General features: G+C 52.4%; 16 protein-coding genes, 2 tRNA genes, 1 other RNA gene and 1 pseudogene. 10 read left to right on the top strand and 10 right to left on the bottom strand.

Annotated elements, in window-relative coordinates; all coding sequences use genetic code 11:
* Window positions 1–21: 21 nt before the first annotated feature.
* Window positions 22–118, bottom strand: an RNA gene (gene ffs / locus EL386_RS05325) — signal recognition particle sRNA small type.
* A gap of 336 nt (window positions 119–454) precedes the next feature.
* On the opposite strand from ffs, the gene EL386_RS05320 reads away from it, so the two are divergent.
* Genes EL386_RS05320 through EL386_RS05310 form a run of 3 tightly spaced genes read left to right on the top strand, consistent with a single transcriptional unit; the run spans window position 455 to window position 5,276 of the window.
* The gene (locus EL386_RS05320; protein ID WP_126454148.1) at window positions 455–1,642 is read left to right on the top strand and encodes a GGDEF/EAL domain-containing response regulator; all 1,188 of its coding nucleotides are present in this window, start codon (window positions 455–457) and stop codon (window positions 1,640–1,642) included.
* A gap of 29 nt (window positions 1,643–1,671) precedes the next feature.
* The gene (gene phnD, locus EL386_RS05315) at window positions 1,672–2,667 is read left to right on the top strand and encodes a phosphate/phosphite/phosphonate ABC transporter substrate-binding protein (protein WP_126454146.1); all 996 of its coding nucleotides are present in this window, start codon (window positions 1,672–1,674) and stop codon (window positions 2,665–2,667) included.
* On the top strand, window positions 2,664–5,276 hold the full coding sequence (locus EL386_RS05310) for a PAS domain-containing protein (RefSeq protein ID WP_126454144.1): 2,613 nt from the start codon (window positions 2,664–2,666) through the stop codon (window positions 5,274–5,276). Before phnD ends, EL386_RS05310 begins: the two co-directional genes overlap by 4 nt.
* Before the next feature lie 388 nt (window positions 5,277–5,664).
* Here the strand turns inward: EL386_RS05310 and EL386_RS05305 are convergent.
* Window positions 5,665–5,755: transfer RNA gene (locus tag EL386_RS05305), tRNA-Ser, on the bottom strand.
* Between the two features lie 110 nt (window positions 5,756–5,865).
* Entirely contained in the window at window positions 5,866–7,326 is a 1,461-nt protein-coding gene (locus tag EL386_RS05300; RefSeq protein WP_126454142.1) for an HDOD domain-containing protein, read from the bottom strand.
* 191 nt (window positions 7,327–7,517) lie between these two features.
* Between EL386_RS05300 and motA the strand changes: the two genes are divergently transcribed.
* The 3 genes and pseudogenes from motA (at window position 7,518) to EL386_RS05285 (ending at window position 10,729) form a co-directional block, all read left to right on the top strand.
* Window positions 7,518–8,378, top strand: coding sequence for a flagellar motor stator protein MotA (gene motA / locus EL386_RS05295; RefSeq protein WP_126454140.1), 861 nt, complete (start codon window positions 7,518–7,520; stop codon window positions 8,376–8,378).
* 15 nt (window positions 8,379–8,393) lie between these two features.
* Window positions 8,394–9,395: pseudogene (gene motB / locus EL386_RS05290) on the top strand (flagellar motor protein MotB); the annotation flags it as partial.
* 392 nt (window positions 9,396–9,787) lie between these two features.
* Window positions 9,788–10,729: a LysR substrate-binding domain-containing protein gene (locus tag EL386_RS05285; RefSeq protein ID WP_126454136.1), complete on the top strand. Its 942-nt coding sequence runs from the start codon at window positions 9,788–9,790 to the stop codon at window positions 10,727–10,729.
* A gap of 47 nt (window positions 10,730–10,776) precedes the next feature.
* On the opposite strand, the gene EL386_RS05280 is transcribed toward EL386_RS05285, so the two are convergent.
* The 3 genes from EL386_RS05280 to EL386_RS05270 form a co-directional block, all read right to left on the bottom strand.
* Window positions 10,777–11,133, bottom strand: coding sequence for a DUF1622 domain-containing protein (locus tag EL386_RS05280; protein ID WP_126454134.1), 357 nt, complete (start codon window positions 11,131–11,133; stop codon window positions 10,777–10,779).
* Between the two features lie 100 nt (window positions 11,134–11,233).
* On the bottom strand, window positions 11,234–11,548 hold the full coding sequence (locus tag EL386_RS05275) for a cupin domain-containing protein (RefSeq protein WP_126454132.1): 315 nt from the start codon (window positions 11,546–11,548) through the stop codon (window positions 11,234–11,236).
* A 430-nt stretch (window positions 11,549–11,978) separates the two neighbouring features.
* A tRNA-Ser gene (locus tag EL386_RS05270) sits at window positions 11,979–12,069 on the bottom strand.
* 225 nt (window positions 12,070–12,294) lie between these two features.
* Here EL386_RS05270 and mltF point away from each other — a divergent pair.
* Complete coding sequence (gene mltF, locus EL386_RS05265) at window positions 12,295–13,710, top strand: membrane-bound lytic murein transglycosylase MltF (protein ID WP_126454130.1); 1,416 nt, start codon at window positions 12,295–12,297, stop codon at window positions 13,708–13,710.
* Here mltF and EL386_RS05260 read toward each other — a convergent pair.
* The 4 genes from EL386_RS05260 to guaB are packed head-to-tail and all read right to left on the bottom strand — an operon-like array spanning window position 13,707 to window position 18,266.
* Window positions 13,707–14,636, bottom strand: coding sequence for an MBL fold metallo-hydrolase (locus EL386_RS05260; protein ID WP_172597625.1), 930 nt, complete (start codon window positions 14,634–14,636; stop codon window positions 13,707–13,709). The genes mltF and EL386_RS05260 overlap by 4 nt on opposite strands.
* Window positions 14,637–14,679: 43 nt before the next feature.
* Window positions 14,680–15,153, bottom strand: coding sequence for a tRNA adenosine(34) deaminase TadA (gene tadA, locus EL386_RS05255; RefSeq protein ID WP_126454126.1), 474 nt, complete (start codon window positions 15,151–15,153; stop codon window positions 14,680–14,682).
* A 15-nt stretch (window positions 15,154–15,168) separates the two neighbouring features.
* A complete protein-coding gene (guaA, locus tag EL386_RS05250) occupies window positions 15,169–16,746 on the bottom strand; it encodes a glutamine-hydrolyzing GMP synthase (RefSeq protein ID WP_126454124.1) in 1,578 nt (525 codons plus the stop codon).
* Between the two features lie 59 nt (window positions 16,747–16,805).
* The gene (guaB, locus tag EL386_RS05245; protein WP_126454122.1) at window positions 16,806–18,266 is read right to left on the bottom strand and encodes an IMP dehydrogenase; all 1,461 of its coding nucleotides are present in this window, start codon (window positions 18,264–18,266) and stop codon (window positions 16,806–16,808) included.
* 203 nt (window positions 18,267–18,469) lie between these two features.
* Between guaB and EL386_RS05240 the strand changes: the two genes are divergently transcribed.
* The 3 genes from EL386_RS05240 (at window position 18,470) to EL386_RS05230 (ending at window position 21,316) form a co-directional block, all read left to right on the top strand.
* Window positions 18,470–18,781 (top strand): SoxXA-binding protein, encoded by a 312-nt coding sequence (locus EL386_RS05240; RefSeq protein WP_126454120.1) that lies wholly within the window; start codon window positions 18,470–18,472, stop codon window positions 18,779–18,781.
* Between the two features lie 361 nt (window positions 18,782–19,142).
* Window positions 19,143–20,495 carry an exodeoxyribonuclease VII large subunit gene (gene xseA, locus EL386_RS05235; protein ID WP_126454118.1) on the top strand — a complete coding sequence of 451 codons (1,353 nt, stop codon included), beginning with the start codon at window positions 19,143–19,145 and terminating at the stop codon, window positions 20,493–20,495.
* Window positions 20,465–21,316 (top strand): peptidoglycan DD-metalloendopeptidase family protein, encoded by an 852-nt coding sequence (locus EL386_RS05230; RefSeq protein ID WP_197722153.1) that lies wholly within the window; start codon window positions 20,465–20,467, stop codon window positions 21,314–21,316. Before xseA ends, EL386_RS05230 begins: the two co-directional genes overlap by 31 nt.

Genomic DNA, 21,316 nt, shown 5'->3' with positions numbered 1-21,316 from the left:
AAAGGAATTTAGGGTGGCGACCCGCACCAGCCACACCCCGGCACACACGTCTGCTGCTGCGGTTGCTCCCTTCCAGGCCTGGCCGGGTTCACAGCATAGTGTTGCGGGGGGACCGATGCGGGCCACCATTGGGCGAGAGATAGTACCAGAAATTGCCCCGTTTGGGTGCTTTAGCGGACATACCTTATATATCAACGCTTTCAGGGCCACTGTCAGTCGTGCTGCGGCATCCCCCGCACGAAACAGTAAAACCGTGAAAAATTTCTTATGTTAGTCAATTGCCCAGCATAGTCTGACCGTCCCATGCCGCTACTGATAAACCCTTTGTCTTCTGTGGCTTCATAGACTTGGCAAACAAAGCTTACTAGAATCGAAATGGTATAGTCTTTCCTGTTACCCGTTAAATCCCTATATCCAAATATGAAATATTATATTAGGTAATAGTATAAATATAATGATTCCACGACCAAGACTCTATGTACTCGATGATGATGCGCAATATGCAAACCTGCTTGTAGAAATTGCGACAAGTGCAGGCTGGTTAGCTGTATCAGAACAAAGCCCCGCCAAATTTCTTACCTATGACTTACAACAACACTGCGTACTCATATTGGATCTGAATATGCCGGAAATGGATGGTATTGAGGTCATCCGCGCCCTGGCAGAAAAACACTCCGACCTGTTACTGATCTTGATCAGCGGCTTCGATGCCCGAGTATTACACTCGGCACAACAATTGGCAGAGGCACACAATATAAAGGTACTGGCGACCCTGACCAAGCCGGTACGTATAGATGATTTTACCCAGGTCCTGGATCTTATCAAACCCAACATTGCCGTGGATAAAACAATAATAAACCCGAAAGACCCGGTATCCGTAGCCGAACTCGAACAGGCCATACAGCAACATCAACTGGTTTTACACTATCAGCCACAAGTCGATATTGAAACAGGGGCCTTGCGGGGTGTCGAAGCCCTGGTACGCTGGCAACACCCGGAACGGGGCATGATTTTCCCGGATCAGTTTATCGACCTCGCGGAAAAAAATGGGGTGATCGGTTTATTGACCGAAGAGGTGATTGAATTAGCGATTAAGCAGAGCCGGCACTGGAAGACAGCGGGGCTGGATGTTGTTATTTCAGTCAATGTCTCGGCAGAAAATATTACCAGCCTGAGTTTACCGGAACAGTTAATAACAAAAACTGATAAACATGCCATTAACCCGGAAAAGATCATGCTGGAAATTACTGAGAGTGCTGTCATGGGAGAACTTACCTCATCGCTGGATGTGCTTAATCGTTTAAGGATGAAGGGTTTCTCACTATCAATTGATGATTTTGGCACAGGCTATTCATCGCTGTCGCAATTATATCAGGCACCTTTTACTGAACTAAAAATAGACCAGAGTTTTGTTATGCGTATGGTTGACGATACAGCCGCCCTGGTGATCGTAAAAATATGCATTATGCTTGGTAAAATGCTGGGCATGAGGCTGGTGGCAGAAGGCGTTGAAACCCGTGAGGTATGGGATAAATTACGGGAACTGGGTTGCGATATTGCCCAGGGTTATTTCATAGCAAGACCCATGCCGGCAGAAGCGATTATTGAGTGGGAGAGAAGTCGAGAAAAAACGGCCTCTTAATGTAAGCCAATATATCTTATCTAATAATTATGTATTCACTTCCAAAAACTATCCGCCATATCCCCCTCGCACTGCTACTACTCTCTCTCGCATTAATATCCTGCGATACATCTGATAATCTCCCGGTCATACACGTTGACAGTCAGGAACGACTGCCTGATACGGCATTACAGAAAGAACAAGCACAACAAGACAAAGACATACGACAGGCCCAGGACAAGATTTTCTACTTTGGTTTTGATTTACGCCGGTCACCACAAGAAGACGCCGCACAATACCTACCCTTCTTAAAATACCTTGAGGCCGCTACCGGCTACCAATTCAAACTGCACTTTACACCGAAGAGCAGCACGACTGTTGAAGAACTCGGCCAGAACAAAACCCAATTTGCGGCCATGGGCGCCAGCAGTTTCCTTGACGCCCAGTCCATGTATGGCGCGATTTCATTAGTGCGCGGTCTCAATCATCAGGGCAAGGCAGTATACCAGTCTGTTTTTGTTGTTAAGCCGAATAGTCGTATTCGCGACATATCCGATTTCAAAGGCCGGGGACTGGCCTTTGGTAGCCGGGATTCTACCCAGGGTCACCTCATTCCACGCATCATGCTCACCGAAAACGGGATTTCGCTCAAGGATTTATCCTCTTATGCCTATATGGGCTCGCATCAAAACTGTGCGGAGGCCGTAGTGGCTGGAAGATTTGATATTTGTGGCATGCAAGACAAACTGGCGGAAGAACTGGCTGCAGGAGGATATGTGAAAATTATTCATCGCTCCCGTGACTACCCTTCCAGCGGCATCGTCGCCAGCGGCTTACTTCCTGCAGAGGTCATAGCACGGGTCAGGCAGGCACTGCTGGATTTCGATCCACAGGGCAAACATCGACAGAACCTCTATCACTGGGATAAAACAGAGATGCCCAAAGGCTTCGTCGAGGCCATGGAGGGTGATTATGTCGATTTGCGCCAATGGTCGATCAGGCTAGGTTTTATGCAGGATAATCACGGTCCGGGCCCTGCGCAATGAAACTAAGCTGGCGTATATTTTTATTAATACTGGTTGCTATCTCGATCAGCAGCACAGCCAATTTTCTGCTGGCTCAATACCAGCAACGAGCCCTGCACACCGATTCGGAAAAAATTCTCGCCCGTACTGTTGTTCGCTCTTTGCGCGACGCCCTGGTACAGGACGTCATCGATGGCAACAGGCTGCGAGTAGGCAACCTGCTAAAAAGCCTGGAATCGCACGACAATCCTATTGAATTCCTTTATGTGACCGATAATCGACATAAAGTCTTTGCGCATTCTTTTCAGCAAGGATTCCCGCGTTATCTTTTACATGGAAATGACCATCATTCAGACAAGGCCGGCATTCACCTGGAGAATAAATTCCAGACTCAACGCGGTCTTATATATGAATACAGTGAACAGTTGATTCCAGGGCTGGATGCCGCCTTGCACATAGGCATCAACCAATCCGAAATTGCAGCAACGCTGCGCACCAACACCCTAAATTCCCTGCAAATAACGATTGCAACAACATTTTTGGCACTGCTGATCGCCATCATCTGGGGGCATAAATTAACCGCGCCTTTGGCAATATTCGCCGAACAGGTCAGGCGTTTTGGCTCGGGGGACACGGTCAATTTCACTGCGCTGAATAGCCCCGATCCTGACATTCGTCATCTCGCCCTTTCTTTTCAAACTGCAGCAGAGGAACGTCATCAGGCACTCACAATATTAGAAGAACGTGAACAGGACCTTGCCATTACGCTTAATAGCATCGGTGATGCCGTCATCGCCACTGACGCAGAAGGTTATGTCACACGCATGAACTTCGTGGCCGAGCAACTCACCGGCTGGTCTTTAGAGGAGGCGCAAGGACAGTCATTAAAAACCATTTTTCCAATCATAAATGCCACCAGTCGCCAGTCTATTGAAAATCCGGTTTCAAAAGTCATTGCCACGGGTGAAATTATCTATCTCAGCAATCATACTACACTGGTTGCCAGGGATGGTACGGAACACCAGATCGCCGACTCCGCCGCACCTATTCGTGGTAACGATGGCTATATCCAGGGGGTGGTGCTGGTCTTTAATGATATTACCGAACAATATCGATTACGCGAGCTCGCGGCCAAGAATCAACGTGACCTGCAAGCCATTATGGATAACTCACCAGCAGTGGTCTACGTTAAAGACACCAATGGAGTCTTTACTTTTGTTAATCGGCGCTTTGAGGAAATGTTCCATTGTGAACGTGGCGATGTCATCGGCAAGAAACCACATGACGTCTTGCCCAAAGACCTCGCTGACAAGCTGCAATTCAATGATAAGCTTGTGCTGGAAACCGGCCACACACTGGAATCAGAAGTGTCCATCCCGGCTGATACAGGACGGCACACCTATATAGCTATTAAATTCCCCCTGGTGGATGCTGGCGGCAACACTTATTCTGTTTGTGGCATCTTTACCAATATTACCGACCGTAAACAACAGGAAGTACAACTCCGTCACAGCCAGAAAATGGATGCCCTTGGCAAACTCACCGGCGGTATTGCACATGACTACAACAACATGCTTGGGGTCATTCTGGGTTATGCCGAATTACTTGAAGGCATGCTGGGTAACCAGCCCAAACTGCAAAATTATGCTCATGAGATACGTCATGCCGGTGAGCGCGGTGCCGAACTGACCCTGAAGTTATTGGCCTTCTCACGGAAAAAGCCTGCTGACACATCGAGCCTGGATATCAATACACTGATACGGGATGTGCAGAATCTGCTTGAAAAAACCCTGACTGCACGCATTAAATTGGTGCTCGACCTGGCGGATGATTTGTGGCCCGTCTGGCTGGACAGCGGCGAACTGGAAGATGCCATTATCAATATCAGCATTAACGCCATGCACGCAATAGAAGGCAATGGCCAGTTAACTATCCAGACAGGCAACGAATCAATCGATTCCATGAATGCCCAACTACTCAATATAGAGCCAGGTGATTATGTTGCACTTAACATCACCGATACCGGCTGTGGCATGGATAAAGCCACAGTAGAAAGAATCTTTGACCCTTTCTTTACCACCAAAAAGGACAAAGGCACCGGGCTCGGCCTGAGTCAGGTATATGGCTTCGTGGAACGCAGTGGTGGCACGATTAAGGTTTATTCCGAGCCAGGCCACGGCACGAGATTATCGCTGTATTTTCCCCGTCATCATCATGCTAACGAGGCAGAACGACCTGCTGTCGTTCAACTAAACCTGGATGTAGGCGGCCATGAAACAATTCTGCTGGTGGACGACGAACCCGCCCTGCTCAACCTAATGACTGAAATACTCCGCCAGCAAGGTTACCGAACCCTTTCTGCCGAAAGTGCCCGGCAGGCACTTGAAATCCTTAAGACTGAAGCCGTCGACCTGTTGCTTTCCGATGTCATTATGCCGGAGATGAATGGTTATGAACTAACCGCGATCGTACAAAAAAAATACCCCAAAATAAAAATTCAACTGGCGAGCGGTTTTAGTGATGATCGCAATATAGAAATGGTTAATGATGACTTGCATCAAAACATCCTCCGTAAACCGTTCCAGTCACAAACTTTGCTAAACAGGATACGTGAGTTACTGGATACGTGACGGCTAGATTTTCATCAGCCCCTTTCCAGAGGCTGTAAGTCAGGCGCTACCGCTTGTTATCGGAGCAAGAGCAAGGAATCCCTAATGAAGCTCGAAGAGATTCCAGGGAGAAACCTGAAAGGGTTCTGAGGTGTGAACTAACTTTATATATCGAGGGTTCGAAGCCTGACTAGACCAAATAAAAAAGCCGCCCACAAGGGGCGGCCTTTATTGTTTGGCGGAGAAGGAGGGATTACTCGGGCTAACGCCCTCGCCCTTCGGGCCGCCTCCGCTATCGCTGCGGCGTTCTGCGCGGCGCTGCTGCTTGTCGAACCAACTTTATATATCGAGGGTTCGAAGCCCCACTGGGCCAAACAATAAAGGCCCCCATTCGGGGGCCTTTATTGTTTGGCGGAGAAGGAGGGATTCGAACCCTCGATACGCTATGAACGTATACACACTTTCCAGGCGTGCTCCTTCAGCCACTCGGACACTTCTCCAGGTTTTGCTGATTTACCGGTAATAATAGCCAGAAATCAGGCGCGAAGAGTAAACCATATGGGACACGGGTTCAATAAAATTTCAGCTGCCGCGCGCCTGTATGTGCATTTTATCCCTTTTTAGCCCGCTGTTTCTGCATGGTCCCGGCCGCCAGATGAATCAGTGACTTAAAACGTTTATAACTGTCCTCATCCAGATAGCAGTCTTCAATATGTCGGTCGGAGTAAAATAAGCCAATGGGCTTTTCATCAATAAAAACCGAACTGGCGTAAAAACTGTCTGTGCGGATCAGGTTGCGGAAACTCTCCGGCAACAGCTTCCAGAATTTTTCCCGGTTGTCATCATTAATCCAGACACTCTGTGGCTTTTTCATCAAATGGGTAAACAGGTTGGCCGGTTCCAGGGAGAGCGTGAACTTACTGAACTCCGGGTCATTATCTGTCCCTGACAGGTATCGCGCCTTGAGACTGGTTCGATCCAGCCCCAGCATCGCGAATACACTCCGGTTCAGGCCAAGACCATCATGCAAGCCCCTCATCACCAGTGTCATCAGCGCGTTCAGATCAATATTCTCACCATTTTGCTGGATCTCTGCGACGACTTCACTGAAGACCGCCTCTTGTCGTGTCAGACAAAAATGTACCGGCGCCTCATCATCGTCTTCGGTTTCAGGCACCGGGATCAGCGGTAATAAACTGGCCGCCGGGATAGCCTCATAAAATGCCGTTTCACGCGCCGCTTCAACGGCGTTCTGGTGTATCAGATGTACGGCCGCTGAAAACTCCATGTTCAGGAAACCCCCGACATGCTGAATGCATTCTTCCATTTCGGTGGAATACCAGTTTTCCTCGGCCAGTCGCGACAGCTGGCAAGCCAGCATGACCCCATAGATACGTGTATTCGCGGCCATATCCGGACTCAGTGCATCAATAATCATTTCTGAGAGCTTCCAGCGCCTGGCCAGTTCCAGGCTCAGCTGTTCCAGACTAAAGCCCAGGACCACATACTGTGCCTCGTCAAATGGCATCCTTTCTTCAATGTGCAGTTCCTTGATCTGCTGCATCTCATCGCCACCATGCAACCACATGGCCATTTTGCCGATTTCATGCATAAAGGCGGCTACAAAGGCCTCTTTCGGTAGCATGTCGGCACGGCGTACCGCCCAGTCATAGGCCTGGTAGGCGGCATGGAAGGCGCGGCTGGTCACCTGCATATAACCGCGAATACGTAGCGAGGCATCTGCCGGGTCAATCACCGCCATTGATGATGGCATCTTTTTCACGGCGTCAAAGCCGATCAGCATCGCGGCACTTTCCAATGAGGTCACGTCAGAGGATAGTCGGCCACGTGCCATACCCCCCACCTTACGCAGGATATTCAGAATGGCCCCGGGGTCATGCAACATGCTGTCACAGAGGCGGTCGATCGAGCCTCCCTCTGACTCTTTGATTTCCTGCATCCCAGAGGCGGTCGGCAACATCAGCGGGAAGCCTTTCAGCATCAGCAGGTCCGCCCACGCCTCTAAACCACGTGGTTTGTCATGTTTCTGCTGATGTGTGTTTGTGGTCATAAATTGTAAAACATTCTATACAAATAGGCATTCTTAATGGTTTTCGGACAGGTTTATATAAAACTTTAGCTTTACTGTGACAAATCACGCACCGACCACGCATGAGCCCCTTGAATAAAACCCTAAACTAAAGAAACCCGCCGCCTCGCCGATACGATCTGCGAGGCCAACATACATCCTCAGGAGTGCACATGCTATTTATCATCGGGGCCATTATCGTGATCGCCTGTGTTGCAGGTGGATTCGTGCTGTCGCACGGTAATCTTGCCACCATTTGGCAACCTTATGAGGTCCTAATCATCTGTGGTGCCGCCTTTGGCGCCTTTGTGATTTCGAACCCCGGCAAGGTCATCAAGGCCGCCTTCGGCAGCCTGCTGGGCCTGCTAAAAGGTGCCAAATACGCCAAAAAAGACTATCTGGAGCTACTTGGCCTGATGTTCGACATCTTCGCCAAGGCCCGCAAGGAAGGCATGATGTCGATTGAAGAACATATCGAGGACACGCACGCCAGTACCCTGTTTAGCAAATACCCGAAAATCGTCAAAGACCACCACGCGATAGACTTCATCTGTGATTACTTGCGCATTATCGTCGGCGGCAACATGAACCCGTTTGAGCTGGAAAACCTCATGGATGTGGAGTTGGAAACCCACCATCACGAGGCCGAACAACCTGCCCAGGCCATTACCCGCGTCTCCGATGCCTTGCCCGGTTTCGGTATCGTCGCTGCGGTGCTGGGTATTGTGATCACCATGGGTTCACTCGACCAGCCACCCGATGTCATCGGTTCCCATGTTGCCGCCGCGCTGGTGGGGACCTTCCTCGGTATCCTGTTCGCCTATGGGTTTGTTGGGCCCGCAGCGACGGCTATTGAGCACAAGGTGGCCGATGAGGCCAAATACCTGCAATGTATCAAGGTCTGCATGCTCGCCACCCTCAATGGTTACAGCCCGCAGATCGCCGTTGAATTTGGCCGTAAGAGCCTGTTTAGCTCAGAACGCCCCAGCTTTTCGGAACTTGAAGAATTCCTCAAGGAAAACAAGGCCGCATAATCTGGCTGCCAGACGATGGAAGAGAAAAAACAACCGATTATCGTCAAGCGCATCAATAAGGGCGGCCACGGCCATCATGGTGGCTCATGGAAGGTAGCCTTTGCCGATTTTGCCACGGCGATGATGGCCTTCTTCATGCTGCTCTGGTTACTCGGTTCCGTGCCTCAGGATAAACTCGCCGGGGTCTCTGAGTTCTTTGAGAACGTCAGTCTCACCGAAGGCGTCGCCACCGTTGCGGCCCCAGGTATGAATGGTCCCGGTGGCGCCAGCACCAGCATGATCGACCTCGGTGGCTCGCAAAACATCACCAAGGGTGAAGGCGAGAAGATCAATCAACAACAGCAGGAAGTCCCCGGTGAGGCAGAGCAGACCAAGATCGATGAAAAACAGGTACAGGATGAGGCTGCCGAGCGTGTCGAGAAGGAAAAACTCGACAGTCTGATGCAGGATCTGAAAAAAGCCATTAACGACAGCCAAGCCCTGAAACCCTTTAAGGATCAGCTCAAACTCGACATTACCCCGGAAGGCCTGCGCATCCAGATCCTCGACAAGGAAAACCGCTCCATGTTTGACAGCGGAAAGGCAACGCTAAAAGGTCACATGATCGATATCCTGCACGAGATCGCCGGCTTTATTAACAGCGTACCGAATCACATCAGTATCAGTGGTCATACTGATGCCCTGCCGTTTGCCGGTCGTGAGGACTACAGCAACTGGGAGCTCTCTTCCGACCGCGCCAATGCCGCACGCCGCGCCCTGGTTGAAGGCGGGCTCGATGAGGATAAACTCGGTCGTGTCGTCGGTCTTGCCTCCTCGACCCTGTTCGACAAGGCGCACCCGGAAGGTCCCGTGAACCGCCGTATCAGTATTATTGTCATGAACAAGAAGACCGAGCAGGCCATGTTCGAGGGCGAGGGTGGTGATAGCCTTAACGCCGTCCCGGTGGTGGAGACAGAGACCCCACTGCCAGAGGAAGACGGCGAACCAAAGACCATTAATCCACAACCCATGCTGGAACCCATCCCGTTCTCTGAGCAACCGATGCCGGCAAGCCCCACACCTGAAGTCGGTAATGATCTAAATGATGCCTTACGCGATCTGCAAAACCTGAATGCCCCGGCTGGGACCCCGTCGCCGTCGCCGCATAATGAACAGGCCCCACCACCTGCCATGACACCCGTGGTAGCGCCCTCCCCATCCCGGATCCAGTTACCCTCGATTATCGACCCCAGCCAGCTGCCACGTGGTCGTTAGAACAGGCCCTTGTCGACAGCCTCCGTCACGGCCTGTTGGCATCGCCGCTGGCCCCTACTGCTTTATCTAGCCCGTGCCGAACAGCGGAATTGATTAACAATATCTTTTATTGATACTTTATCCATTGGTTGTCTCTATTAGTAAAAAGGTGTGGCATGAACCTGCGGGACTTGAAATACATCATCGCTGTCGCCGAGACCCGGCACTTCGGCAAGGCCGCCGAGCGATGTTTTGTCAGTCAGCCGACCCTGAGCGGTCAAATCAAGAAACTCGAGGAAGGGCTCGGCGTCGCCATTTTTGAACGCACCAATCGTTCCGTGGCCGTCACACCTATTGGCAATGCCATTCTCGAACATGCCCGCCTGATCATGGAACAGGCCGATGTTATCGAACAGCTGGCCCTCGCCCACCAGGATCCCCTGGCCGGGCCACTGCGTATCGGTGCGATCCCGACCTTAAGCCCCTACCTGATGCCATTAATCCTGCTGCCATTAAAACAACAGCACCCGCAGCTCAAGCTCGTGTTATCAGAAGAAATGACCGACAGGCTGCTAGACAGACTCCACAACCATGAGATAGATGCCGCCCTGCTCGCAACAGCGGTGGACGAGCCTGACCTCGAGACGATCCCCTTGTTTGATGAACCCTTCTGGCTGGCGCACCCGCGTGACCATGCGTTCTACAACAAAGAGACGATCACCCGCGCGGACCTCGAAAACACCGAGTTACTCCTGTTATCGGAAGGCCACTGCCTGGCCAAACAGGCCATGGATATCTGCCATCTCAAGGGGCGCCAGGAACAAGGCGTCATGGCCGACTTGCGCGCGGCCAGCCTGGAAACCCTGCTGCAACTGGTCGGTGCCGGCTTTGGTTCAACCCTCGTCCCGGCCTTGGCGATGCGTGGTTCCTGGACCAGTGGCAGCGGTATCGTCGCCCGCAAGCTCGAATTCAAGGATGCCTACCGACGGGTCTCGCTTGTCTTTCGTCACAGTTACCCGCGTCGAAAGGCACTGGAGGCCTTTATCGAGGTGCTGTTGGCGCAGCTGCCGAATACGGTCACCGCTCTAAAGGCCACCGCACGAAAGGGCAAGAAATAACCCGGTTAGTCCCTCGCGGTGGCCGGGTCAATTATCCGGTATAAGGCCTAATTCGTTTCATCGTCTTTGCCTTGTGACCAAGGCCAATGGCCCTCCACCTCAAGATAAAGTGTGAAACTTAGAAATGTTCGAATAAGGATTATAAATCCTAAAATTGTGATGTTGGTTAGGGTGTCTGCGACAACCACTGTCCGAATGATGTCTCCGGCAATGAGAAACTCCAAACCGAGAATGATTGAACGCCCTAACTGGCGCCGGTATATACGGTATACAAACTCTTCTGGTTCTTTCCTGACATGCGATAAGAATCGAAATGAAGACACTGCAGAACCGACAATGATGACAAGCACGCCGACCGTCTCAATTCCGTAACCCGCCACTGAGATGAGTTCTTTAAAGTCCATGATTCCTGGCCCCCAATATCACTATAGAGTTTATGTTATTTGCCTGACACCAGGCCTAAGAAACGCTTTGTTTTTTCGGCGTACGGGTTGAATTAGTTTCTTATGTGTCTTCCTGAAACCAAAATTCCACCTCGTCCGTATCAACGTCGAATTCGGCGGCATGCTCAGTATTCGCAGGAACGTGATACCACTCACCCACATGAATGATTGTAACCTCTCCATTCATAGTAAGTTTTAATTCGCCCCGGGTGATGACACCATGATTATCCGTGTCATGTGTATGAGGAGGAATGCATGTTCCTGCCGGATAGGAGGCAAACAATACATCACAGCCTTGCGCTGTTAATTTGTATGCATCAAAGCGACCATCATAGATAGGTAGCGTCTTGATTTTATCTGGATACTTTCCCGCCATGTAAACCACCTTGATAAACAACACCTTATTAAAGGCTATCGCATGCCGCCCCCTTTTCAGGGCTTTTTATTAGACGGCGACGGACACAGGGACGTGCGCGGCGGAGAATCTCGGCAACCCATTCTTCAGGGCAAGATGCTTCTATGCAACGTACCGTCTTGCGCGACTACAGCTAAGTTATGCTCAACTGGCTGACGGGAAGCCCTTAGCATGCGTAGCATTCCTCACCCCGACCGAGCCGTCTAAAAACCTGTTTCAGGCCGATATATTTGGCGGAGAGGGGTGAGGTAAGCGTTTTATGCAAAGCACCGCTTTGCGCGAACCGAACGCCGGTTGAGCTATGCTCAACTGGCTGACGGGAAGCCCTTAGCATGCGTAGCTTCCTCACCCCGACCGAGCCGTCTAAAAACCTGTTTCAGGCCGATATATTTGGCGGAGAGGGAGGGATTCGAACCCTCGGAGCCCGCAAGGGCTCACTTGATTTCGAGTCAAGCCCATTCGGCCAGCTCTGGCACCTCTCCGAATCAATGACTTAGGGAACTATCCCCCTTGCCTGACAATATTCTATGTCATCATGAATACGCTAAGATTAATCCCTTAAACTTTAAATTTCAATCAGTTATAAGCATTAAAAAACATGCCTCGACAATAGCCATGCATGCTTTAAGCACTTTTTTTTACAGACTTGGTAAAATAAACCACATTTTGTTGTCAGATAAACCATGTCATCACGAGCTATACAGCACATGTTACGAAGCCTCTACATCAGCCTCCTCGGCCCGCTACTAGCCGGCTGTGGCGAACCCCTCAACCTGCTTGAGCAGATCAAGCAGGACGGTGTGTTGTATGTCGCCACCCGTAACAGTGCAACGACCTATTACGAGGGACCGGAGGGCAAGACCGGTTTCGAATATGACCTGGTCAGTAGTTTTGCCGATGAACTGGATGTCGAGGTTAAATTTATTACCCCCTCCAATCTCGCCGATATCATATCAATGGTCAGTCGTAATGAGGTGCACCTGGCCGCCGCGGGCCTCACCATCACCGAGCCGCGACAGCACTGGGTCCGCTTCACCCCGCCTTACCAGGAGATCACCCAGCAACTGGTCTATCGCATGGGCAGCAAACGGCCTCGTACTATCAAAGACCTGCAGGGCAGACACCTTGAGGTGGTGGCCAACAGCAGTCATGTCGACCAACTGGAAGACCTGCAGGCGGCCCACCCCGATCTGAAATGGATGGAAAATGCTGAGCTCGACAGTGATGAGTTATTAAACCTGGTGTGGGAACAAATTATCGATTTCAGTATCGCCGATTCAAATGAGGTCACCTTGAACCAGCGTTTCTATCCCGAGTTACGTGTCGCCTTTGACATCAGTGAGCCCCAGCCATTGGCCTGGGCCTTACCCAAATCAGAAGATAACAGCCTTTACCAGGCCGCCAGTGACTTTGTTCGACGCATGAAAGACAGTGGTGAACTAAATACCTTGATTGAGCGCTACTATGGCCATCTTGAAAAATTCAATTATGTTGGTACCCGTACCTATCTAAAGCATATACAGCTGCGTTTGCCCAGGTATCAGCCAACGTTTGAACTGGCGGCAGACAAACATGAACTCGACTGGCGCCTGCTGGCGGCAATCGGTTATCAGGAATCACATTGGGACCCAAACGCGCGTTCACCAACCGGGGTGCGCGGCATTATGATGTTAACACTGCCTACCGCCGAATATCTGGGCGTAAAAAATCGTATTGATCCGGCACAAAGTATTCAGGGGGGCTCGACTTACATCGCCAACCTGATTGATCGGCTGCCTGAACAGATTCAGGAACCGGATCGCACCTGGTTTGCGCTTGCCGCTTACAACGTCGGTCTGGGGCATCTTGAAGATGCGCGCATCATTACCGAAATCCGTGGTGGCAACCCTGATTTATGGTCCGATGTTAAGGAAAGTCTGCCGTTGTTAAGTCGCCGTAAGTGGTACCAGAAAACCAAGCATGGCTATGCGCGTGGCCGAGAGCCGGTACACTATGTCGAGAACATACGCAGTTATTATGACATTCTTGTCTGGTTCAGCGAACAGAATGACAGCGTTATTGCCTATCCTGACCTGAAAGAAACCAGCAAGGTATTAAACCTGTCCTTTTCACCGGCACTTTAATTGTTCGCCAGGGCTTCCCTTTCTATAGATAAGAAGACCTGGTAGGCATTGCGTCGGTTTGCCTCTTTGAAGGCCGGGAGGTTTTCAAACTCGGACCAGTCTGTGGCGGCATAGACCTCATCAAAGCTCTGCAGCTCATCCACGGCGACCTTCATGGTATCGCGCAGGAAGGAGAGATAACGACGGGTTTGGGTAATCGACTGGTTTGGCTGATCGGCCACCGGCCCATGTCCTGGCACCAATACGGCGAGACCGTCGGTTTCCATTCGTTGCAAGGTATTCAGCCAGTGTTTTGTATCGGCATCACCGAGAAAGGCGACACGCCCTTCAAAGATAATGTCGCCTGAGAACAGCACGCGATCACCTTCCACATACAGGGTTAGGTCGCCGTCGGAGTGTGCGGCACCCACAACAGACACCGTCATCTTCACGCCACCCATGGTAAAGGAAAAGCCCTTATCCAGATAATGATCCGGTGGCACAATACGCGTCTTCTCATTTACCCACGGTGACAGGGAAAACCGACGTTCCTCAATGCGTTCCTCGGCTGCCGGCGAGGCCAGATAATCACTCGCGCCGCTTGGTGCATAGATTTCAGCTCCCTCCTCCTTGAACACCTGCAGTCCATAAATATGATCGGCATGGTAATGGCTGACAATCACCCGCTTGATCGGCTTGTCGGTCAGTTTGCGGATTTCCTGCAACAACTTGTATGCCAGTGAGGGTGTGCCAAGTGCATCAAAGACCACCACGCCGTCATCGGTGATCACTACGCCCGCATTGGAAATAAAACCCTCATTATCCGTGGCCACCCCTGCCTCGCCCTGCACATACCAGGCATGCCTGGAGACCTGCTTAAGTTCCATCTTTACCGATGAAGGTGCGTAGCTGGCGGCAAAAGCATTGCCTGTAAACAGCATTATCATCGACAACAAAAATCCTTTTAGAAAAACTCGCATTACAGTTCCTTTATGATCGTCGTGCGCGAAAAAAATTTGTTAACAAACTTGAGCATTCATCCGCCAACACCCCACTCTCTACCTCTATAGCGTGATTCAACTTAGCATCATCGGGAATGGTATAGGCACTATGTATGGCGCCAGCACGTGGATCACTGCTCGCATAGACAAGACGCCGGACCCTTGCATGCATAATCGCCCCAATACACATAATGCACGGCTCCAGTGTCACATAGAGCGTGGTATCAACTAGACGGTAATTCCCCAATGTCTGCCCGGCAGCGCGCAAGGCCTGTATTTCAGCATGCGCCGTAGGGTCACAGCCTGAAATCGGTCGGTTCCAGCCCTCAGCAACGATCGCGTTATCCTTAACCAGCACGGCACCAACTGGTACCTCACCCTCTTGCTCTGCACGCCGCGCCAGCTCCAGCGCATGCTGCATAAATTGCTCGTCTTGATTTTTCAATCCGCAATCAGCATTCATCGATCATCAATCTGATTATTCCCACTCAATAGTGCCTGGTGGCTTGCCTGTGATGTCATACACCACGCGTGAAATACCATCAATTTCGTTGACAATACGACGCGAGACCAAATCGAGGAAATCATACGGCAGGTGTGCCCAGCGCGCAGTCATGAAATCAATCGTCTCAACTGCACGTAAGGCAACCACGTATTGATAACGACGCCCATCACCGGTCACGCCAACAGACTTGACCGGCAGAAACACGGTGAAGGCCTGTGATACACCGTGATATAAATCATGCCTGAATAATTCTTCGATAAAAATATGGTCTGCCAGGCGCAACAGATCCGCATATTCTTTTTTAACCTCGCCCAGAATACGTACGCCGAGCCCCGGGCCGGGGAACGGGTGACGATAGACCATGTCATGCGGCAGGCCGAGTTCGACACCCAGCTTGCGCACCTCGTCTTTAAACAATTCACGCAAAGGTTCGCAGAGTTCCAGCTTCATGTAATCTGGCAGACCACCAACATTATGATGTGACTTGATCAGGTGCGCCTTGCCGGTTTTGGCACCGGCTGATTCAATCACATCCGGATATATCGTGCCCTGCGCCAGCCACTTGGCATTCTTCAGTTTATTTGACTCTTCTTCGAAGATATCCACAAACAGGTTACCGATGCTCTTGCGCTTCTTCTCCGGATCGTTTTCACCCTTAAGCGCATCCAGAAAACGCTCCTCGGCATCAATGCGGATGACTTTAACACCCATGTTCTTGGCAAAGGTGGCCATGACCTGGTCACCTTCCTTGTAACGCAGCAGGCCATTATCAACAAACACACAGGTCAGCTGATCACCAATCGCCTTATGCAACAAGGCCGCAACCACAGATGAATCGACACCACCTGACAGGCCCAGCACCACTTCGTCACTGCCAACGTTATTACGTACGGTGGTAATCGCATCGTTAACAATATTACCCGGGTTCCAGAGGGCCTCACAACCACAGATGCTGTGCACAAATCTTTCAATTATGCGCTGGCCCTGCTGCGTATGGGTGACCTCCGGATGGAACTGCAGGCCGTAGAAATTTTTCTCTTCATTGGCAATACCCGCAATCGGTGCTGAATCCGTTGATGCCATTAATGTAAAACCTTCTGGCATTTCAACAACCCGGTCACCATGACTCATCCAGACGTCCAGCAGGCCGTAACCTTCTTCGCTGACGTCATCTTCAATGTCTTTTAATAAGGCCGTATGTCCACGAGCACGGACCTTGGCAAAACCATATTCATGATGGTCTGCATTCTCGACCTTGCCACCCAGCTGCGCGGCCATGGTCTGCATGCCATAACAAATCCCCAGCACCGGGATGCCAAGTTCAAACACGGCCTGTGGCGCGACCGGTGCCCCTGCGCCGATGGTGCTTTCCGGGCCACCCGACAAAATAATGCCTGACGGCTTAAAGTTTCTGACATCCTCATCGCTTATGTCCCAGGCATAAAGTTCACAATAGACACCGGCCTCGCGTACGCGCCGTGCAATCAATTGTGTGTACTGCGAACCAAAATCGAGAATAAGAATACGGTCGGCGTGAATGTTATTGGACATCGATAAGCCTGCAAACTGGGGGTTAAACAAAATGGCGGGCTTACGCCCGCCATCCATGATTAGTTACTGCGATAGTTCGGCGCTTCTTTGGTTATCTGCACGTCATGTACATGACTTTCCTGTACACCGGCATTGGTCACACGCACAAATTCCGGCTTGGTACGCATTTCCTCAAGATTGGCACAACCGGTATAACCCATACTGGCACGGACACCACCGAGGATCTGGTGAATGATATTCAGCAGGGTACCCTTGTATGGGACGCGTCCCTCGATACCTTCCGGCACCAGCTTGTCCTGGTCCGAGCTTTCCTGGAAGTAACGGTCACTGGAACCTTCCTTCTGACCCATGGCACCGATGGAACCCATGCCACGGTAAGATTTGTAGGAACGTCCCTGGTACAACTCAATTTCACCCGGTGACTCATCGGTACCTGCGAACATGCTACCCATCATGACGCTATGTGCACCCGCGGCCAGCGCCTTGGCGACATCACCGGAGAAGCGAATACCGCCATCGGCGATCAGCGGGATGCCATCTTTCGCCAGGGCTTTAGCCACATTCGAAACGGCAGATATTTGCGGCACCCCGATACCTGCGACGATACGCGTGGTACAGATTGAACCCGGACCAATACCTACCTTGACGGCATCCGCACCGGCATCACGCAGTGCCAGGGCGGCGGCGGCGGTGGCAATATTACCACCGATGACCTGGATGTCCGGGAAGTTTTGTTTTACCCAACGTACCTTGTCGAGCACACCTTGCGAATGACCGTGTGCGGTATCGACAATGATCACATCAACGCCGGCCTCGGCCAGTGCGACGACGCGGTCATCGTTCTGCGCTGCACCGACCGCCGCCCCGACACGCAGGTGACCGAGGTCATCCTTACAGGCCAGTGGTTTGTCGGTGGCCTTCTGAATATCCTTTGCGGTGATCAGGCCACGCAGTTCAAAGTTCTTGTTTACCACCAGCACTTTTTCAATGCGGTGCTTATGCAGCAGGGCCACGACTTCTTCACGGCCGGCGCCTTCCATCACGGTCACCAGGCGATCCTTGGGTGTCATGATTTCAGAAATCGGCGCACCAAAGCGGGTTTCAAAACGCATGTCACGGCCGGTAACGATACCGACCAGCTCGTTATTGTCGACCACCGGCACACCCGAGATGTTGTACTTACGCGTCAGCGCGAGCAGGTCACCAATCGTCGTTGAAGGCGGCACCGTGATCGGGTCTTTCACCACCCCGCTCTCAAACTTTTTCACCCGGAGGACTTCTTCGGCCTGCCGTTCAATGGTCAGGTTCTTGTGAATAATACCGATGCCCCCCTCCTGCGCCATGGCGATGGCGAGACGGGACTCCGTCACCGTATCCATGGCCGCGGAGAGCAATGGCATGTTCAGAGTGATGTCTCGAGTCAGACGTGTCGCCAGGCTCACTTCCTTGGGCAGCACGGTAGAGTGCGCCGGGATGAGCATAACATCATCAAAAGTAAGAGCTTCTTCGATTATCCGCATGCGGGTTTCCCATTTGGGTCGGTGGCCACGGTGGCCGATTAATTAGCGGATAATTATAGAGTTTGACGGGGGCTGGGTAAACTCGGTAGCCTAGGGTTATTGACCGAATAGACGCGTGCTGGCGTTGGCCATAATGATAAAAAACCAGCAATAAACACCAAAAAAAGACCCTAAATAACACTCTCCGGAGGAGGAACGAAAAAATGAAAAAAATCGCTATTCTTGCAGCCGCTACCTGTATGCTCGCTGGGACCAGCGCCTTTGCTGAAGGCCCGTCCAAAAAAGATGCCGCAACCGCTATCGGCAATGCCGTGAACTCTATCGAATCTGCCAAGAGTGTAAGGGGTGAATGGCGAGACAGCTACAAGATCCTCGGCAAGGCCAAACAAGCCTATAAAAAGGGTGATTTCGCCACGGCCATGAAACTGGCCGGCCAAGCTGATCGCCAGGGCCAGCTGGGTATGTCGCAGGCCATGGCCGAGGCCCACGCCACCATGGGTAAGGATATCCGCTAAAACCCTGCCCCAGGGGTATCCCGAAAGGCCGGCGTCCTCGCCGGCCTTTTTTTGCCCTGACTCCGGAGCACAATGAAGCCCGAAGGGATTCTGTGAGTGGTGAATTTGGCAACCTAGAAAGCTGGTTTAAGCGGAAGAACCATAAGAACCACCGATATCGGAGATTGCCCTGAACCTCGAAGAGGTTCTTTGCGCCCGGACTCGGGAGGTGGTTAGTGGCTCATAGATGCCTTTCAGGCATCATCATGAGTACCCTACACCGCTTCCAGTGTCGTCAGGGTATCTATGAGACAGGCCGGGAACGGCTTGTGGTTTTGGCAATTTATTAGGCATCGGCCAGCCACCCCGTTATCATTCCCCTATGGAGGATTTTGCCGATACAGCCCAACGCGAGATATTCAGTGTCTCTGAACTTAGCCACGCCGCCCGCGAGTTGCTGGAGGACAATTTTTCCCTGATCTGGGTCGAGGGTGAGATCTCCAACCTCGCCCAACCTGCCTCCGGGCATATCTATTTCTCCCTGAAAGACGCCTCGTCCCAGCTCCGCTGCGCCATGTTCCGCATGCGCTGTCGCCTGCTCGACTTCACGCCGGAAAACGGCCAGCAGGTGCGGGTGCGGGCCAAGGTCAGCCTCTACGAGGCCCGTGGTGACTTTCAGCTCATCATTGAACACATGGAAGAGGCAGGCGATGGCGCCCTGCGGCGTGAATACGAGGCCATGAAGCGCCGCCTGCGCAACGAGGGCCTGTTTGAGGCCGCCCACAAACAACCCCTACCTTCCATCCCCCGTCAGATTGGCGTGCTCACCTCGCCCAGTGGCGCGGCGATCCGCGACATTCTTACTGTGCTGAAGCGACGTTTCCCGGCCATCCCGGTCCTCATCTACCCGATCCCGGTTCAGGGCCAGGGGGCGGCTGAAAAAATCGCCCAAGCCATTGAATTAGCGAATATTCGTCGTGAATGTGACGTCCTGCTGCTGAGTCGTGGTGGTGGCTCACTGGAGGACCTGTGGGCCTTCAACGAGGAGGTGCTGGCCCGCACCATCTTCCAGAGCCGGATCCCGTTGGTCAGCGCGGTCGGCCACGAGGTGGACTTCACGATTGCCGATTTTGTCGCCGATGTGCGTGCCCCCACCCCCTCGGCGGCCGCCGAATTGCTCAGCCCGGACCGTCAGGAGTGGTCGGCCCGGCTCGTCAGCCTGCAACGCCGCCTGTCTGCCAGTATGCAAAACCGCCTGCGCCAGACCAGCCAGCGCCTCGATTGGCTGAGCCGCCGCCTGCAATCACCCGCACAACGCCTGGCCAGGGCTCAGACCCGTATCCGCGAGTTGCAGCAACGCCAGGGCATGGCCCTGCAACACTACCAGCATCGGCGTCAGGACAAGCTCGCCGCCCTGCATGCCCGCCTGCTGCAACACAGCCCGGCGCAGCGCGTGGCGATCTTGCAGGGGCGGCAGACTAACCTGCAGGCACGTTTGCACAAGGCGATGCAGGAACGCCTGCGACACACTGCGCAAAAACTCACCTCGCTGGGCCGGGCCCTTGATGCGGTCAGTCCACTCGCCACCCTCGGGCGTGGTTATGCCCTGGCCCAGCGTGTCAGCGATGGCGAATTACTGCGTGATGCGAGTAAAGTAGCCATCGGTGAACAAATCGAAACCCGTCTGGCCAGGGGAAGCCTTTTATGTCGCGTCGAATCTTCACACAACAAATAAGCCTGTTGCTGGCGCTGTGCATGCTGCCACTCCTGGCGCAGGCCCTGCCACAACACAATGCCGTGCCCGGTGGGGTGGCTGTGCTCCAACTCGAGACCCGCGTCGAGCAGGCGCCAACGGTGCACTATGGCAATAATCGCGTCATGGTCATCAGGGAAGGTGGTCGCTGGTATGCCGTGATCGGTATCCCGCTGACGGCCAAGCCAGGCAAACACCATATACGTATCGAGGAACCTACCACAGCCGCGTACAAGGTCGGCTTTGCGGTAAAAAACAAAACCTATGCCAGCCAGCATCTGACAATAAAGAACAAGCGCAAGGTCAACCCGAATGCGGCTGACCTGAAACGTATCCGTGCGGAGAAGAAGATCATCCTCGCCGCCCTGAAAAAATGGAGTCGGCAGGAGCACGTTGAGACGAATTTCCTCAAGCCGGTCGAGGGTCCGTTCAGCAGTCCGTTCGGTCTGCGGCGTTTTTTCAACAAACAGGCACGCAACCCGCACAGCGGCCTGGATATCGCCGCGGCCGAGGGCGTGGCAATCTACAATCCATCATCGGGCGTCGTCATTGATACCGGCGATTATTTTTTTAATGGCAACACGGTTCTCATTGATCACGGTCAAGGCCTGGTGACCATGTATTGTCACATGAGTCGCATTGATGTAATGCCCGGGCAAACGGTCGCGCGTGGTGAGACCATTGGTGCAGTCGGCAAGACCGGCCGTGTGACCGGTGCTCACCTGCACTGGGGCGTGAGTCTCAACAATACTCGCGTCGACCCGATGTTGTTTCTCGAGCCCGAACAGGCCAGTCGGCCCTAG

Source organism: Sulfuriflexus mobilis (assembly GCF_003967195.1).
Lineage (GTDB): Bacteria > Pseudomonadota > Gammaproteobacteria > AKS1 > AKS1 > Sulfuriflexus > Sulfuriflexus mobilis.
This window is presented reverse-complemented; position numbering and strand designations above follow the sequence as displayed.